The following is a 16726-nucleotide window of genomic DNA, read 5'->3' on the forward strand; positions in this document are numbered from 1 at the left end:
CTTTATACCTCGGTATCATCAAACTTATATCCAACTCCCCATACGGTTTGGATAACCTGCGGACCGGCTGCCTCTAATTTTTGACGTAACTTCTTAATATGCGCATCAACAGTTCTTTCTTCACCAAAGTATTCATAACCCCATACTAACTCTAATAATTTTTCTCTTGAGAATACTTGTTTTGGACTCTTAGCCATCGTCAAAAGTAAATCAAACTCTTTAGGAGTCAGGTCAGTGACAGGCTTATTCTCAAATAATACTTCACGGCGATCTTTTGAAATTTTTAAGTGTTTTGTAACTACATCAAATCCTTTATCTGTATCTTCACCGTCTTCACTATCATCAATATGAACCCGGCGATAAAGAGCCTTAATTCGCGCAATTAAAGCTAAAGGACTGAAAGGCTTAGTAACATACTCATCTGCTCCAATGCCTAAACCCAGAATCTGATCAGATTCTGAGTCTCTTGCCGTTAACATAATAATAGGGATATCTTTAGATATTTCTCTAATTTCTTTTGCAACTTGCATCCCATCTTTTTTAGGCAAGTTTAAGTCTAAGGTAATAATGTCGTATTTATCTTGATTAGCCATAAACATTTCAACTGCTTCTTGGCCATCGTTAGCGATATCAACTTCCCAATTTTCTTTTGCAAAAAATAATTTCATCATTTCTGCAACAGAATTGTCATCCTCAACCATTAAAATTTTCATTATTTGTTTCTAAATCCTTTTACTCTTTTTTTCTTTATTTCATCTAATTTTACATAATCATGAGGCAACTGTTTATTTTGTCTTAAATAATGTTGTAACTTTGTTTCTACTATCATCAATGGCGCAATTATAAAAAGATAGAAGGTTAATAACCAAATGATAAAATACTTATCCCAGTTTAGGCGATAAATTACGTAACCTAAAATCATTTGAATAACTCCAAACAAAATGAAGTAGTTTCTGCCCCATTTCTGAGCCAATTTAAAACTTTCTTTATTAGTCACTGCCAAATATGAAAGATAGCCATACATTCTATTTGGCCTTTTAGCTGGAACAAAAAGCCAAGTGACTCCAATTGCGAACATAATTCCTCCACAAGCTAGATAAATCATTTGGCTTCCTCTTTTCTATTTAATTTTCTCCAGGTGCAGAAATAACTAAACGTAAATTCTTACCAGAAAAACTAAATTTTTTCATCCCGTTTGGAATAATAAAATTAGTTCCTAATCTAATTGGATAGCTCTTTCCTTGATAAGTAAATTCTCCTTCACCCTTAATTACTGAAACTAGTAAATATGGATGATTGTTAAGACCCCACTTAAATTCTCCGTTAACATCTATTTGCCATAAATAAAAATGCGGAGATAAGGGTGGCTGTGCTAAAGTGGTAATTTCTGCACCAGGAACTTTTTCATGCTCAACATCTAGTTTAGGATCACTATGTGGTACTACTATTGTATCAAGAGATTGCTTAAGATGCAGGTCTCTTTTTTTACCAGTTTTCTTATCTACACGATCCCAATCATAAAGTCGATAAGTTACATCACTAGATTGTTGAGTTTCAATTACCATAATTCCTTTTGTTAGTGCATGGACAGTACCAGCAGGAACATATAAGAAATCCCCTGTTTTTACAGGGACATAACGAAAGAGGTCTTGCCATTTTTCCTCTTTAATCATGGACTCTAACTCCTCTTTACTTTTGGCATTATGGCCATAAATAAGCTTTGCCCCTGGTTCGGCATGAAGTACATACCAACTTTCCGTTTTACCAGAATCATTTTCATGGATATGAGCATATTCATCATCTGGGTGAACTTGTACTGACAAATTATCGTTGGCATCTAAAAACTTAACCAGTAAAGGAAATTCTTTTGCATTAGGATTTCCAAACAATTCAGGATGTGAAAGATATACTTCACGTAATGTTTGACCCTTGTATGGTCCTTGATTAACAGTCGAAGCATCATTTTTATACCCAGAAATTACCCAGGCTTCTCCCACTTTTCCTTCAGGAATATCATAATGTAATTCAGTATTTAATTTTCTTCCACCCCAAATTTTTGGTCGAAAATAAGGAGTTAAGAATAATGGTTCCATTTTTATTCTCCAATCAACTACGCTTTTACTTAATATTCTAATTATTTTTAGAATATAACGCAACGCCCCTTTCTAACTGCTTTAAGCCATCTTTCACCATAGGTAAAGGACAGGCCAAGTTAATTCGAATAAATTTATTTCCATCTCCACGATAAATTGCTCCTGAAGAAACAATTAATCCCGTTTTTTCCTTTAAGAAAGCAGTAAATTCTTCACTATCTTCAGTAATCTTACTTATATTAATCCACATCAAATATGTAGCTGGACCACTTTCCACTTTTAAATCTGGTAATTTTTCAGAGATTGTATCAATGGCATAATTAAAGTTTTCGTTTAATTGAACCTTTAATTCCTTTAACCATTCATGCCCCTTAGTATATGCGGCAATCGTTCCTGGTATTGCGAGAAGGTTAGGTTCAGCAACTTCATCTGAATTTATTCCTCTTTCTACAATCTGACGTAAATTTTTGTCCGGAACAATTGCTGTTGCTGCGTGTAAAGCTGCTACATTAAAAGTCTTACTTGGTGAAACTAGAGAAATTACAGCATCTTTAGCATGCCCCTTTACAGAAAACGCTGGAGTATAATCTTCACCATATCTAACAAGGTCACCATGAATTTCATCTGAAACTAGAGTTACATGATGCTTATGACATAATTCCGCAATCTTTTGAACTTCTTCTTTAGTCCATACTTGACCAATCGGATTATGTGGATTACAGAAAATCATCAGTGTAGTTAATGGATTTGCTAATTTTGCTTCTAAATCTGCCCAATCAATCTCATAATGATCTGTTCTAGGAATTAAATTATTAGATAATACGTGACGACCATTATTTTCAATTGAATTATAGAAAATATTGTAAACTGGCTCTTGCACTACCACATTATCACCGATATGAGATACTCGTCTTACAATTGATGATAAAGCAGGAATAACACCTGTTGAAAAAATCATCCAATCACTTTCAATGACAGCTTGATGTTCTTCTTTATACCATTTCTTTACCGCATCAAAGTAATCTTTTCTAGGCCATTCATAACCGAATGCTTGAAGTTCTATTTTCTTTTTCATCGCTTCTATTATTGCTGGTGCAGTTTTAAAATCCATATCTGCAATCCACATCGGCAATTGCCCCGATTCAACGTCCCATTTAATTGAATCAGTATTTCTACGATCTGGTGCTGTTTCAAAATCAAATTTTGTCATCTTATATCTCCTTGGGAGCCTGGTTAGTATCAGACTGATCAAACTCTTCTTTAATATCATTACAAATTATTTTTGTCTTCTCAGGATCTATTTTTGTTGGATCCATAATTAACCTTCCAATTTTTGGAACTTTTATTTTACCCGAAATTGGATTTTTAATACTCTCAATTGGTGCAATTAAAGTCGCTTTTATGTTAGACACATATTCAAAAGCCAAATCGGTATGATTTAATTTGCAATTATCCAAAACTAAATCATCGATATAATTAAGGCCTTGATTGCTTTCAATCTTACAATTGACAAATTTAATATGCTTACTATTCCATGCAAGATATTCACCATCAATTATTGAATCATAAATAGTAACATTATCACAATTCCAGAAAGCATCTTTAGAAACGAATTGGCAATTATGAACTTCAATATTCTTTGCCCCATCAAAAGCATAATTGCCAATGATATTAACATTTTCTAAATAAATATTTTCTGAATCTTTACCGAAATAATCTCCATTAATATCACTATTAGTTATCTTAATATCTTGGCAGGTCCACATTGTTTCTTCTGCATCAGAAAAATGTACATGATCCAATGTAATTCCTTTACCTCTTCTAAATAACTTAGGCGCCTGTAAAGAAGAATTACTAATTTGAATATTATTGGTATACCAAATACCACTTCGTGCCATTGTTTCAAAAGTAGTTCTTTCAACTTTTATATTTTCGTCATACCATAAAGGATATTTCCATTTAAATACTGAATCTATAACTGTAATATTCTTAGCTTCTTTTAGTGGGGATTCTCCATGACCCAAAGTTACATCAATTAGTTCAGCATCCTTTAAACCATATAAAATTCTTTCGCCCTCAAAATATTTATCTTTAATAATTTCTGTCATTGTCTAGTTTTCTTCTTTCTTTCATATTCATTTTAAGACTTATTTATCTTCACTACTAATATTTGAGATTCACTGTTCGCTTTCTGCAGTTTCTGGAACCTCTTATCTTAATCAGAGTACTCCTTGAAGTTAACTCCAAGTCAATAATAGAAAGATAAAACTTTGTAGCTAAATATAATAAAAAACACCTTTTATGTAGTCAAAGGTGTTTTTTATATTATATGTAAGCACTGATATATCAGCATTCCTATTTTATATAGTGGAGATGAGGGGAATTGAACCCCTGTCCAAACGCATTTTGTCATTAACCTCTACGATCATAGTTATATTACTTGAGTTCACTATAACTTCGCGCCATATAACAGGGCAAAGAAATTATAGCTAACCTAGTCAATCTTCTTTTTAACTATTCAGGTGAGGTAGTTAAACGTAGCTTGCTAAATGGTAAAACCTAATGATCATCACAAGCAAACCATCATTAGATCACACAGGCTGACTAAGCAGCTACTGCGTAAGAATTATTATTTTTTGCAGTTATATTTAAACTGTGACGTTTTTACGTAGACGTGACCTACGAATCGCAGTCAATGCAAATCTACGCCTGTCGAATCCCAAAACATCCCCATGATTAGGACAGAGTCCATTATACAATTAAATTACTCTATCCTCAATATTTTAGTTTATTCAAGACCTGCTAAACGTACCACATCTTCTTCGATCATCAATTCCTCATTGGTAGGAATGACCATTGCCTTTATCTTAGATTCTGGCTGAGTAATAAAGGTTTGTCCACCCTTTTCATTTGCCTTCAAATCAGGTTTTAATCCCATAAATTCAAAATATTCCATTACTCGCTTACGCAAATCATCATCATGCTCACCAACGCCGGCAGTAAAAATAATAGCATCAGCGCCCTTTAATTCTGCGATATATCCACCAACCGTTCTCACAATACGATTAATATAAATATCACGAGCAATTTTAGCACGTTCCTTATCTGATTTTCTAATATCACGCATATCTGGAGAAATTCCAGATACACCATACAGACCAGATTTATTATTTAAGATATCAATCATTTCATCCATACTTAAGTCTTCCTCATGCATTACATGTTGAAGAAGTGATGGATCTACACTACCTGATCTAGTAGCCATTTCAATTCCATCCAATGGACTAAAACCCATTGAAGTATCATAAGATTTACCATCTTTAACGGCAGTTATTGAAGCTCCAGAACCAAGATGACATACGATTAATTTAAGATGTTCAAGGTCAGTATTTAGCATATTAGATGCTTCTTTAATCACATATCTTACTGAAGTACCATGAGCTCCATATTTTCTTGCCTTATATTTTTCATAGTATTCATATGGAACTGGATAAAGATAATGAACAGGATCCATAGTTTCATGAAAAGCGGAATCAAACACTCCTACCTCTGGAACACCAGGTAAGACCTTCATGAATGCTTCAATTCCTTTACCTTCAGCCACATTGTGTAATGGAGCGTAATACTTTAATTCAAATATTTTTTGTAAGTTTTCTTTATTAATAATAGTAGATTTCTTGAAGTATTCTCCACCAGCCACAATTCTATGTCCAACGCCAGCAATTTCTGAGATTTCTTCAACAGCCTTATACTCCTTTAACATATCCAACAGTTTTTGAACTGCATCTTCTTGAGTAGGAATATCCTCTTTAATCGTATGTTTAATACCATCTGTTAATTTTATTTCAAAAGTTGAACCAGGTAAGCCAACACGATCTGCCATTCCTTCTGCTACCACTTCATTATTTGGGAGTGAAAATAATTTAAACTTAAATGATGAACTACCTGAATTAATTGCTAAAACTTTTTTCATAATCTCATCCCTTATCTACTACTGATTATTCTTATACCACTCATTCAATTTAACGCTAAATTCAATAAGTGCCTTATTATCTTTTAAAGAAGGTAATTGGGCAACTAATACATTTCTTTGCTTAGCAAGATCACCATGATTCTGGAAAACTAAAATTGATTTTTGCTGTGTAGCGTTAGCAAACATATCAGTAGGTAAATCAATAATAGCTTGAATATTAACCTTTTTTCCTAACCAATTGATAAATTCACCTTGCACTGCATTAGTAAACATGATCTTAGGTACTACTAAAAATGCAAAACCATTTTTATTTAAATTCTTTACTATTTGTTCAATAAATAAAATATGAGCAAAAGAATGTCCTTCTTTAGCATGATTTTCAAATCTTTTAGCATTATTATCAAGTGGATAATACCCCATTGGGATATCACTAAGAATAATATCAGCAGGTGGAACCATCCATGGATCTAAAGCATCTTGGTTAAATAATTCAATTTTTAATCCATCTAAGTGTGCTCCTACATCCGCCAAATCTAATAAGGTTTCGTCATTATCAATCCCAACTAACTTATAAGGATTCTTTGAATGATTTTCTTGAACTAATTGTCGAATTACTGAATAAAGTAAATTTCCAGTTCCAATAGCTGGATCGACTACTTCTAATTTGCTACTATCGGTATTAATTAACTTTTGCCATAACAAAGCAATAATTGTTGCAATAATTGAAGGCGTAGGAAGCTGCGTATAATTTCTTCCATCCTCATTAATTGACTTTAAGGCTAAAAGCGTGAAAACTTGTACCTTTAAATCTTTAGGTAAGTTTTCATAATTTAATTTACGATATTTTTCCGTTAATTCGGCAACTGTTTCCTTATCAGGGGCCCCCTCTTCAACTTTGATTTTTTCGTTTTCTAAATTATCAAAAGTTTCAGTTAAAGCAGAAGAGAAAGATACATTTAGGGCTTTTTGTAAAATTGAGACTACTTCTTGAAACTTTGGATAAATGTCAGTTATCTTTTCCATATAATGCCCCTCCTATGCTATACACTATCATTTTATAAATTTCTAAGTTCAGGGGCAAGAAGATAGGACCAAAATATTTAATAATTTAGATATCGTAATAATAATAAATTATTCTCCAAATTTTTCATAAAAATTTGTTGATAACAAGTAATGAACACAATGGAAACAAACAATAGTAAAATTGCACTTAAAAAAGCACTAGCTTTTAGATGAGTTACTTGATAAGTATTGTTCATTGGTTTTATTTCTGTCCTTATTTTTAATATCTTTTTTCTTAGTTTTCTCTTCAATTTTTAGTGGCTTATCTGTCTTAAATCTTAAATTACTTTTTCTTTTATCTTGCTCAATTACCTGAATTTCAAAAAAATCTTCTCCACATTTAAAAGAAGCTCTTTTGATATTAAGCAATAAAGGCATATGTCCTCTTTGATATCCAGTCATTCGGATCATATCATCATATTTTTCTAAGGAATATATCTTAAATTCGGGGCGTTTATTTTTTTCACCTATCTTTTTCTTTAAAATAATTTCCCGTGAATTTGAAGATCCAGTATCTACTTCTACATGCCCTTCTTCTTTTAAAAATTTCTCTAATTGTATGTATGAAAATGCTACTTCATTAATTGGCGCTCTTTTCCTATTAGCATTTTTTAAGCAACCTAGGATTCCTATTAGCATTTCAATGCATAACGCTGTAATTAATAAAGCTAAAATTGCTTCTGCAACAGAGAATCCTAATAACCTTGTATATTTTTTCATCATTTAAATTAATAAATTTTATTATGTATCTCTACTTTAGTTAAATTTGTTGTTTTTTTTATATGATTAGCCAACGCCTGATCAACCTTTGCTTCTATCTTATGTTCTACCTGTTTTTCTTGACCAAGTGTTAAAGCTAACAATCCTACTGTTAAGCAACAAATAATTAAACCAAGACTTGATTCCAGTAATAAAAATCCTTTAACCATCAATCATTCTTCCCCAACTCATTTGAATCTTTATTGTTTCCTGTCTCTTTTTCCCAATTACTGTTATTGTCCGAGGTGAGATAGTACCGTTATTTGAAATATAAACATTAAATAAATTATCAATAGTAATATTTGGATCAATTGGTATCCGATCAGTTTTATCCCCACAATTAATATCTATCTCATGATCATTTTTATAGTAACTTATTCGATAAACTTTTCGATTTAATAATGCCTTTCTCGTAGTATTTTCCACTACACTTTTGACTAAACGTGTTGTATTTCGGAGCTCTATTTTTTCTCTAAAGTCTACTAATTTCAGAGTTGGAATTGTAAAGATTAAACAAAAAATAAACAACACAATACTAGTTTCTAATAAAGTAAACCCTTTACTTCTTTGCTTCAGTAACATGGCCATTTACTATTGTGATCCCTTTTTCATTTGCTTTCTCTAATTGGCGATTAGAAATATATCCTTCTTTATTTAAAGCTTCTAAAGTAATATTTTTATCATCCGCTAGTTCTACTTGAGTTTGTAAAGTAGATCTAAATGCTTCATCAGTTCGATTTTCTGCTCGTTCTTTTTGTTTAGTTAAACTTGGCACGATTAATAAGATTAAAATCGCAATAATCGCAATTACTATTACCATTTCAATTAAGGTAAATCCTTTAACCGTTTCATTCTTTTTTAGTCTGTTCTTTAATCTTTTCATTATTTCTCCTTTTAAATTGTTTGCAACAAGCTGTACATCGGCATTAATATTTTTAGATACATTCCTAAGATACATATTCCGATAAACAAAAAACATATTGGTTGAACATTAACTATTAACTTGGTAAGTTTTAAATTTAATTCATAAAACAGCGTTTGACTCAAAAGGATTGCTTTTTTACCAATTTCTTCCCTATTTCCTCCACTACTTATCAGCATTAATAAATTATTTGGCAAAAACTCTTCTTGTCTAATCACTTCTGATAAATCTTTGCCTTGATTTAATTTCGATGCTACTTCATTACCAATGCATCCCTGTAATGAAGATTTTTCTTGTCCCTGAGCAAAATTACATATTTGTTGTAAAGAAAAACCATTTGTAATTAAAATTCCAATATCGTAAACCAATAAATATTGAATATAAAGATTAATTGTAGACCCGAGTAAAGGCAGCTTGATTAATTTTTTCAAGGAGTTATAGTCTTGCTTTTTTAATAAATAAAGAATAAAAATCCCTATTCCCATGCAAGCCACAACTATGCTTAAAAGCGCTAAAAAGATTAAATCATCTATTAAATTACGACTCGCCATTTCAGTTTTAAGAAATGTTTGTAAAGCAACCAATAAAAAAATCATCATTATAACAAGCAATGCCGGATAAGCTAATTCCGTCTTTAATTTTTTTAGCTGTTTATTTTTTAGTCTTAGGAGTTGCGTAAGTTGATCAAGACATTCAAGCAAACTTCCTTCTAAAAACGCCATGTTCAGCTGTACAGCAATATGTTTAGAGAAACCAAGTTTGTATAAAATTGTTCCTAAATTTTCTCCATTTTCTACTTTTAGATTTAAATTTTTCAATAAACTTGCTTTCTTTATCCATAAATGTGGCATCATTCGCAAACTCCAATTTAATGAAAAGCCATTTTTCAAACATTGGCTTAGATAATCTAAAAAGATTAATTGTTCTCCACTACTTAGCCTATCCTTTTTCGAAAAATGAAAATTGTTCTTCATTAATAATTTTCTCCTTTCTAAGCTTGGTAATATGTTCTTTCCAACTGATAAAATCATCTCGTTCATCATTTAGAATTGCCATTTGCAATTCTTTACCACTTACCGTATCCAATAAACAAGCTGGTTCTTGGAGCTTTTCATGCCAAATTAACCGTTGATAAGACACCGACGTTAAACTATTAAATAATTCACTTTTATTAATTCCTAGCCCTTCTAAACGACTAATGGTTTGAAGTGAGCTTTTGGCATGGACAGTTGCTAATACTAAATGGCCACTGAGAGCTGCATTTACTGCCATTTTTGCTGTTTTTTCATCTCGTATTTCGCCAATTATTAAAATATCTGGTCTATTTCGAAGAGCAGCTTTTAAAAGTTTTAAGTAATCAATATTTGCTTTTGGATTTATTTGAGTTTGTAAAAAGCGACTCTCATATATTTCAACTGGATCTTCAATAGTCATTACAATTTTATCTTTTCCTAAACTCCGAGCTAGTTGATACATTGTAGATGTTTTACCTGAACCTGTTGGACCACTTGTAATTACTAATCCCCTTTTTTGACATAAATTCTTTAATTCATCAATTTGTTCTTCAAAAAAATAATTATTCTTCTTAGCACCATAAATTAGACGAATTACTAATGCTTCTTGATTTAAAAAATTTCCAGTACTAGAAAATCTTAAATATACCTTTTCATTCCTTATCTCTTTCTTTAAAGCTCCAACTTGTGGTCGCCGATGTTCAGCAATATCCATTTCTCCAATAAATTTAAAATAGCTAATTAATTCATTTCCTTCTTGTTTATCAACCTTCTTTAAATTTTTAATACCAGTATTGGTTCGTACATTTATCTCAAAATACTCAGTATGGGGAAAAATAAAAATATCACTACTAGAATTTTTAACTGCTAACTCTAATATTTCTTTTGCTAATTTTTTAGTTTCCATATTTTTTCTTTCTTTAATTAATTTGGATCCACTTTAACTTACGCAAAAAGTAAAAATTTATTTTTAAATATCAAAAGTATTTTGTAAAAGATGTTTAAGCTAATAAAAAAGAGAACAATAAATTCTTAAGCGAATTTATCATTCTCATTTCTACTAAATATTAATTTGAATACTCTTATTCTCTTAAATAGGCTCTAATATGTAACCAATCTTTCTGAATCTCTTCCTGCAATTTACGTCGATATAATACTGCAGCAGGATGATATTCAAGAATAAGTGTATATGTTTTATTCGACCATTCATAACTATTTTTCTTTTCATTTAATTGTAAGATAGATTGATTTTTTAATACCTTGCCATGATCTTGAGAAATTTTATATCCTGGTCCTAACAGCCTACTAATAGCTGTTGATCCCATTGCCACAATCATCTTCGGATTCACCTGATTTAATTCATAGTCAAACAGGGGTGCATGAGCTAATATTTCTTTTTTTGTAGGTTTTCGATTAGGATATTTTATGATTTCTTTATTTAACTTTTTATCAAAAACAACTTTCTTACTATACGGCCTACTTCTAACAACTGATGTGATATACACATCCTCTCGTTTTAATCCCAATAACGATAAAGAATTCATCAGTTCTTTGCCAGAGCTTCCATTAAAAGGAATATTAGTTTTTATTTCATTACGGCCGGGAGCTTCTCCAACAAGCATTAACTTAGGATTTATTGGCCCAGCTCCTTCATTTATTCCTTCTAATTGCATCCCTTGACTTCGTTCTTTTACCTCTTCCAACAATTCTTCTGGATATTTCATTCTAATTATCCTACCATCTCTATTATTCTTTATATTTTCTTATTAGTCAGCTACTTCTACTTTAAGTATCCCATCTATTTTTCTCAATAAAAATTAAAAAGAACTAGTCTAAAAAAGCGATGAATTTTAAAATTCATCGCTTTTCTTAAATTGAGAAAATCATTCTCTTAATTATTCATCTTCCTCGGCTGCTGCAGTGTAAACGTTAGAAACATCATCACTATCTTCTAAAGCATCAATCAAATTATTAAATTGATCTTTCTTATCTGCAGGAACTGGAGTAGTATTTTGAGGAATCATAGTTAATTCCGCATTAGCAAGCTTGTAGCCAGCCTTTTCTAAGCTATCTCTAACATCAGTAAATTGCTTAGCATCAGTATAGATTTCATAAGCATCATCACTAGTTTGCAAATCGTCTGCACCTGCATCCATTACATCAAGTAACATTTGATCTTCATCAGCATCAGTAGTTGAACGATCAATTACAATGTAACCTTTTCTATCAAACATGTAGGCAACAGAACCGGTAGCACCAAGAGAACCACCATTACGAGTGAAAGCAACACGAACATCAGAAGCAGTACGGTTCTTGTTATCAGTCAATGCTTCAACTAAAATTGCTACACCACCTGGTGCATAACCTTCATAAGTAATTTCGTCATAGTGCTCGTCAGAGCCACCTTCGGCCTTTTTAATTGCACGTTCAATATTACTCTTTGGCATGTTAGCTGCACGAGCCTTATCCATTACCAAACGTAAAGCAGGGTTTCCGGAAGGGTCAGGACCACCACTCTTTGCAGCCATATAAATTTCACGAGATAACTTTTGGAATACCTTACCTCTTTTAGCGTCTTGCGCATTCTTGCGGCCTTGAATATTGTGCCATTTTGAATGTCCTGACATAAGAATCCTTCTTTCTTTTCATAAATATTGTATAACCTTGTTAATCTTAACGCAGTATGCCATTAAATTCAATTCGATTAACAAGCATTTTTTTGATTTATGTAATTTCTTATCAAATAGATTATCATGCAAATCAATATGGCAGCTAACGCACCACTAGAATCTAACACTACATCATGAATACTTGGAGTACGATCGCCAGTTAATAGTTGATGAAATTCATCGCAAAATGCTACAAAAATCGTACCTAGCCATATTAATAAAGGGCCACCCCAACTTTTAAAAATTTTATTTAATCCCAACGAACTAAAGAGTCCTAACAAGAAAAAGCTACCAAAATGAGCCATTTTACGCATTACAAATTGTGTCATCTCTGCACTACCATCTAATTGTGCATTATGCCAGCGACCACCATAATATATATTCCAGTGACCTACCCATGCTTCCATAAATGGCAAATATCTATGGATAAAACCTGGTTTCATTTCTTGTTGATGATACGTCATTGAACTTGACATAAATAAGAAAAGTAGGTCAAGCACCATTAACACAATAAAAATTACTCGCCAATTTTTTTTCATCTTTGTTTCCTCCCACTTATCCTTAACCTAATTCTCTTACTAACAAATTTTTATATATTTTCAAGACTTTATTTTTGATTTAATAAAATCTTAGTTCATAATAAAAGTTGAAAAGAGAAATCTAAATAATTTCCCAAATATATTTATTAACAAAAAGGAGATAATATTTATGTTTACAACAATTTTTTGGATTTTAGCTATTTGGTTTGTCATTAACGTTATTTGGATGTGGTTCCAACTCAACAACAAGACTTTACAAAAGACTTTTGCATGGATTAACGTTGCAGCAATTATTATTGGTTTCTGGGTTTACTACGGTGTAAGCCACGACGGTAACCCAGTTGCTGGTTGGTTCATTGCAATGAACTGGATCAACATTGTGGTTGCCTGCATCCAATTCTACTTTGGCTACCGTTCAAATAACTAAATTAGTAAATAGCAGAAAAATATTTAATTAAAGGGTATGACTATTTTGATAAAGATGGTTATATCCTTTTTTGCTTTTTGAATATGCTACAATTAAATATTAAAGGAGTCAATAATGTTTGAAAATCAATTTAATTCAATTTTAAGTAATTTGGATGAAGTAAAAACTTCATCTGCTGCTAACCAAACATTTTTTAAACAATTTAAAAAACAAGTTGTAGCTATAATTCAGAAAAGCGAACACCCTGAGCAAACAGAAAAACAGGTCAAAGATCATTTAACTCAAATTAATCTTTTATTAGAAAACATCAACTCTACTCAAGAAAATGAATCAATCAAAAAGAAAATTCAAAAACTTATTCAGCAATTATTTAATTTAGAGTTAGTTCAAGCTCTAAATCTTAACCTTACAGGCATCAGTGAATTGCACTTAAACTATCATATTGGGGACTTAATTATTTTACCCACTACTGCTCCAAATGCTACCTTGTGTGATTGGATGTCCAGAGATATTTCTAAATTACACTCTACCATCGAAAAAGTTGGTAATGTGATTAAAATAACTCAAGGCCCGCGTAAACACGTTGGTATATTTAAAAACAAAGTAATTTTATTTTTACCATTAGATTATACAGGATTTATTACTATTAGAAACGAATCTGATCAAATCTATGGTGCCAACTTACATAGTGATTGTATGGTTGATATTACTTCAATTACAGGAAATGTTTTATTAAATAATTTTCATGTTAAACGTCTTCAAGCTGATCTAACCTCAGGAAATATTCTTCTTACTAATTGCCAAGCCCAGGATATTCATGTCAACACACATTCTGGAAATATTACTACTATTAATGTAAAAGATACCAAACCTGATGCTGAAACCCTTTTAACTTCCACAAGTGGAAATATTAAATTAGATGATTTTTCTACGAATAGATTAGTTATTGAGACTAAGAGCGGAAATATTCATGCTGAAAGTCTCTTCAAGTCTGATTGTGATTTCTCTACCTTTTCTGGAAATATAAAAATATATAATTTAACTAATAGTGGAAATATAAGAAGTAACTCAGGGAAGATCAAACTTACTTTAAGTCCTAATTTTAATGAGATCCTTAAAGTAAAGACTATACTTAGTCCTATTAAGATCACAGTCGATGATAATTTTCCTCTTCAATTTCATGCAAAAGGAAAACTAGCTGCAATTACTTTACCCTTAGATGCAATCCTTTTTGACAATTCTAATTACGATAAGATTGATGGTTACTTAATTGACGAAAAAGCTTCCGCTTCAATTTATCTTGAATCAGAACATGGTACTATCGATGTCATGACAGAAAACTAAATTTATTTTAAAACACCTACTCTGAGAACTAATTTTCTGAAGTGCCTCATAATTGTTAGACATAAATCTAACGATTATGAGGTATTTTTTTATGACTAAATATTCTAATGAATTTAAAATACAGATTGTTTCTGAATTCTTTGATCATCAAAATTCAATGACAGGATTAAGTAAAAAATACAATGTTCCTTTATCTATGGTGCGTACCTGGATTCATCAAACTGAAGAAAATGGCCTTGACTCTCTTAAAGTTAAACATAAGAAAATGATCTATTCTCCTGAGTTTAAGTTAAATGTGATACGCTACTACTTAAATAATCCTAATTTAGGAAAAATTCCAGTAGCTACCAAGTTCAATATAAACGTTTCTCAGGTTTACACTTGGGTTAAAAAATTTAAAAAAGAAGGTATGGCTGGATTACTTCCTAAGCAGAAAGGACGTCCATCTAAAATGCCTAAGAAAACTAAAAAGAAACAAGCTCAAAAGATAAAACTTAGCGAAAAACAAAAATATGAAGAAAAGATTATTAAGCAAGAAGCTGAGATAGAAAAATTAAAACTGGAGAATCTTGTCTTAAAAAAAGTGGCTGCCCGATATCCTCGTTATCCAACAAAGAAAAAACAAGATTAATCTTGGATATTCGGGCTGAACAACCACAAGTAAAGCTTCAAATACTATTAAGCTTACTTAATTTAAATAGAAAAACTTACTATGACAATAAAAATAATCGTCTTAATAAGCCTGATAAATATGCAAAGGTAAAAGAAAGAATTAAGGCTATTTATTATGGCGATGAAGGGCGCGAAACATATGGCTATCGCCCAATGTGGGGAGCATTACGAGATGAAGGTATTTATCTTGCTCAAGAAACAGTACGCAAATTAATGCGTATGTTAGGTATCAAAACTACTCTATATCATAAAAATACTGGTAAATATAGTTCTTATAAAGGTAGTGTGGGTAAGAAGGCACCCAATATCTTAAAGCAAAAATTTGATGAAAAAATTCCATATCGCGTTCTCCATACTGATGTAACAGAAGTTAAGTTGACCACAGGTAAAAAAGTATATATCTCCCCAGTAGTAGATGAAGCTTCCTTAGAAATATTAGCTTGTTGCACTAGCTACTCACCTGAAATGAAAACTATTTATCAAATGCTTGATGAACTGGAAGAAAAATTACCCAAAGATGCCAATCCAATCCTACATTCAGATCAAGGTTTTCAATATCAAAATGCTGGTTATCAAGCCCGTCTTAAAGAAATGAATATTACTCAAAGCATGTCTAGAAAAGGAAATTGTCATGATAATGCACCTGGAGAGACCATTTTCAATCTTTTAAAACGTGAGCGACTTAATAGAGAAAAGATTAGCACCTTAGAAGAAATGAAAGAAATCTTAAAGGATTATATATATTGGTTCAACAATATCAGACGTTCAAACAAACTAAAATACACGACTCCTGTAAAATACAGAAATCGTGTATTAGCAAATAATATTTAAATTTTTATAAATGTCTAACTTTTTTGTAGCACTTCATTTCTCGTAGTAGGTGTTTTTTATATTAACTTTCCTATACTAAAGCCTAAAAATACAAATAAGAGTCCACCCAAATACGAGCAACACCCATAAAGTAAGAAGATCTTTTTTGAGTGCTTTTTAAATTCTTTTAGTAACTCAACATTTAAAGTTGAAAAAGTAGTATACCCACCCATAGTCCCCGTTCCAATTAAGGTATAGAAATCAAATTTTAAATTAAGAGCAAAAATAAGTCCTAAAATTAAAGCCCCACTTAAATTAATTACCAAAGTTGCCCAAGGAAAGTTTGTGGGCCAGTTTTTCTTACCATAATTAGTTAAACCATATCTAATCCAAGCACCAAAGATTGCCCCAATGCCTGCACTCGTAACTGTTGCTAGCATCCT

20 protein-coding genes and 1 other RNA gene are annotated in these 16726 nt (G+C 31.6%); 3 read left to right on the forward strand and 18 right to left on the reverse strand.

Going from position 1 to position 16726, the window contains the following annotated elements; genetic code table 11:
• Positions 1 to 2: 2 nt before the first annotated feature.
• The 17 genes from FP432_RS03485 to FP432_RS03565 form a co-directional block, all read right to left on the reverse strand.
• Positions 3 to 713: a response regulator transcription factor gene (locus tag FP432_RS03485; RefSeq protein WP_265489462.1), complete on the reverse strand. Its 711-nt coding sequence runs from the start codon at positions 711 to 713 to the stop codon at positions 3 to 5.
• Positions 713 to 1105, reverse strand: coding sequence for an SdpI family protein (locus FP432_RS03490; RefSeq protein WP_265489463.1), 393 nt, complete (start codon positions 1103 to 1105; stop codon positions 713 to 715). The genes FP432_RS03485 and FP432_RS03490 overlap by 1 nt, the downstream gene beginning before the upstream one ends.
• Before the next feature lie 19 nt (positions 1106 to 1124).
• Positions 1125 to 2093 (reverse strand): type I phosphomannose isomerase catalytic subunit, encoded by a 969-nt coding sequence (locus tag FP432_RS03495; protein WP_265489464.1) that lies wholly within the window; start codon positions 2091 to 2093, stop codon positions 1125 to 1127.
• Between the two features lie 37 nt (positions 2094 to 2130).
• Positions 2131 to 3303, reverse strand: a complete 1173-nt coding sequence (locus FP432_RS03500; RefSeq protein WP_265489465.1) for a MalY/PatB family protein — start codon at positions 3301 to 3303, stop codon at positions 2131 to 2133.
• 1 nt (position 3304) lies between these two features.
• Positions 3305 to 4201, reverse strand: a complete 897-nt coding sequence (locus tag FP432_RS03505; protein WP_265489466.1) for a DUF3737 family protein — start codon at positions 4199 to 4201, stop codon at positions 3305 to 3307.
• Positions 4202 to 4458: 257 nt separating this feature from the next.
• Positions 4459 to 4825, reverse strand: a transfer-messenger RNA (tmRNA) gene (gene ssrA / locus FP432_RS03510).
• 56 nt (positions 4826 to 4881) lie between these two features.
• Complete coding sequence (locus FP432_RS03515; protein WP_265489467.1) at positions 4882 to 6066, reverse strand: acetate/propionate family kinase; 1185 nt, start codon at positions 6064 to 6066, stop codon at positions 4882 to 4884.
• An 18-nt stretch (positions 6067 to 6084) separates the two neighbouring features.
• Positions 6085 to 7089 (reverse strand): class I SAM-dependent methyltransferase, encoded by a 1005-nt coding sequence (locus FP432_RS03520; protein WP_265489468.1) that lies wholly within the window; start codon positions 7087 to 7089, stop codon positions 6085 to 6087.
• Positions 7090 to 7287: 198 nt separating this feature from the next.
• Positions 7288 to 7851: a ComGF family competence protein gene (locus FP432_RS03525; protein WP_265489469.1), complete on the reverse strand. Its 564-nt coding sequence runs from the start codon at positions 7849 to 7851 to the stop codon at positions 7288 to 7290.
• A gap of 5 nt (positions 7852 to 7856) precedes the next feature.
• Positions 7857 to 8057, reverse strand: coding sequence for a type II secretion system protein (locus FP432_RS03530; RefSeq protein ID WP_265489470.1), 201 nt, complete (start codon positions 8055 to 8057; stop codon positions 7857 to 7859).
• Complete coding sequence (locus tag FP432_RS03535; protein WP_265489471.1) at positions 8050 to 8475, reverse strand: prepilin-type N-terminal cleavage/methylation domain-containing protein; 426 nt, start codon at positions 8473 to 8475, stop codon at positions 8050 to 8052. Before FP432_RS03535 ends, FP432_RS03530 begins: the two co-directional genes overlap by 8 nt.
• Positions 8447 to 8770 (reverse strand): competence type IV pilus major pilin ComGC, encoded by a 324-nt coding sequence (gene comGC, locus FP432_RS03540; RefSeq protein ID WP_265489472.1) that lies wholly within the window; start codon positions 8768 to 8770, stop codon positions 8447 to 8449. The genes FP432_RS03535 and comGC overlap by 29 nt, the downstream gene beginning before the upstream one ends.
• Before the next feature lie 11 nt (positions 8771 to 8781).
• Positions 8782 to 9783, reverse strand: a complete 1002-nt coding sequence (locus FP432_RS03545; RefSeq protein WP_265489473.1) for a type II secretion system F family protein — start codon at positions 9781 to 9783, stop codon at positions 8782 to 8784.
• Positions 9749 to 10729, reverse strand: a complete 981-nt coding sequence (gene comGA, locus FP432_RS03550) for a competence type IV pilus ATPase ComGA (RefSeq protein WP_265489474.1) — start codon at positions 10727 to 10729, stop codon at positions 9749 to 9751. Before comGA ends, FP432_RS03545 begins: the two co-directional genes overlap by 35 nt.
• 175 nt (positions 10730 to 10904) lie before the next feature.
• Positions 10905 to 11546 carry a uracil-DNA glycosylase gene (locus FP432_RS03555; protein ID WP_265489475.1) on the reverse strand — a complete coding sequence of 214 codons (642 nt, stop codon included), beginning with the start codon at positions 11544 to 11546 and terminating at the stop codon, positions 10905 to 10907.
• 171 nt (positions 11547 to 11717) lie between these two features.
• Positions 11718 to 12449 (reverse strand): YebC/PmpR family DNA-binding transcriptional regulator, encoded by a 732-nt coding sequence (locus FP432_RS03560; RefSeq protein WP_265489476.1) that lies wholly within the window; start codon positions 12447 to 12449, stop codon positions 11718 to 11720.
• A gap of 77 nt (positions 12450 to 12526) precedes the next feature.
• A complete protein-coding gene (locus tag FP432_RS03565) occupies positions 12527 to 13030 on the reverse strand; it encodes a VanZ family protein (RefSeq protein WP_265489477.1) in 504 nt (167 codons plus the stop codon).
• A 169-nt stretch (positions 13031 to 13199) separates the two neighbouring features.
• Here FP432_RS03565 and FP432_RS03570 point away from each other — a divergent pair, with 169 nt between their 5' ends.
• The 3 genes from FP432_RS03570 to FP432_RS03580 all read left to right on the forward strand — a co-directional run bounded on the left by FP432_RS03570 (position 13200) and on the right by FP432_RS03580 (position 16304).
• Positions 13200 to 13457: a hypothetical protein gene (locus FP432_RS03570; protein WP_265489478.1), complete on the forward strand. Its 258-nt coding sequence runs from the start codon at positions 13200 to 13202 to the stop codon at positions 13455 to 13457.
• Positions 13458 to 13571: 114 nt separating this feature from the next.
• A complete protein-coding gene (locus tag FP432_RS03575) occupies positions 13572 to 14801 on the forward strand; it encodes a DUF4097 family beta strand repeat-containing protein (protein WP_265489479.1) in 1230 nt (409 codons plus the stop codon).
• A gap of 91 nt (positions 14802 to 14892) precedes the next feature.
• Positions 14893 to 16304 (forward strand): IS3 family transposase gene (locus FP432_RS03580; RefSeq protein WP_265488160.1). Its coding sequence is split into 2 segments (ribosomal slippage): positions 14893 to 15373 and positions 15373 to 16304, totalling 1413 coding nucleotides; the frame shifts between segments, so codons are not numbered across the junction.
• Positions 16305 to 16360: 56 nt separating this feature from the next.
• On the opposite strand, the gene crcB is transcribed toward FP432_RS03580, so the two are convergent.
• Positions 16361 to 16723 (reverse strand): fluoride efflux transporter CrcB, encoded by a 363-nt coding sequence (gene crcB, locus FP432_RS03585; RefSeq protein ID WP_265489480.1) that lies wholly within the window; start codon positions 16721 to 16723, stop codon positions 16361 to 16363.
• Positions 16724 to 16726 lie beyond the last annotated feature (3 nt).

This window comes from Lactobacillus sp. PV034 (genome assembly GCF_014522305.1).
Classification (GTDB): Bacteria; Bacillota; Bacilli; order Lactobacillales; family Lactobacillaceae; genus Lactobacillus.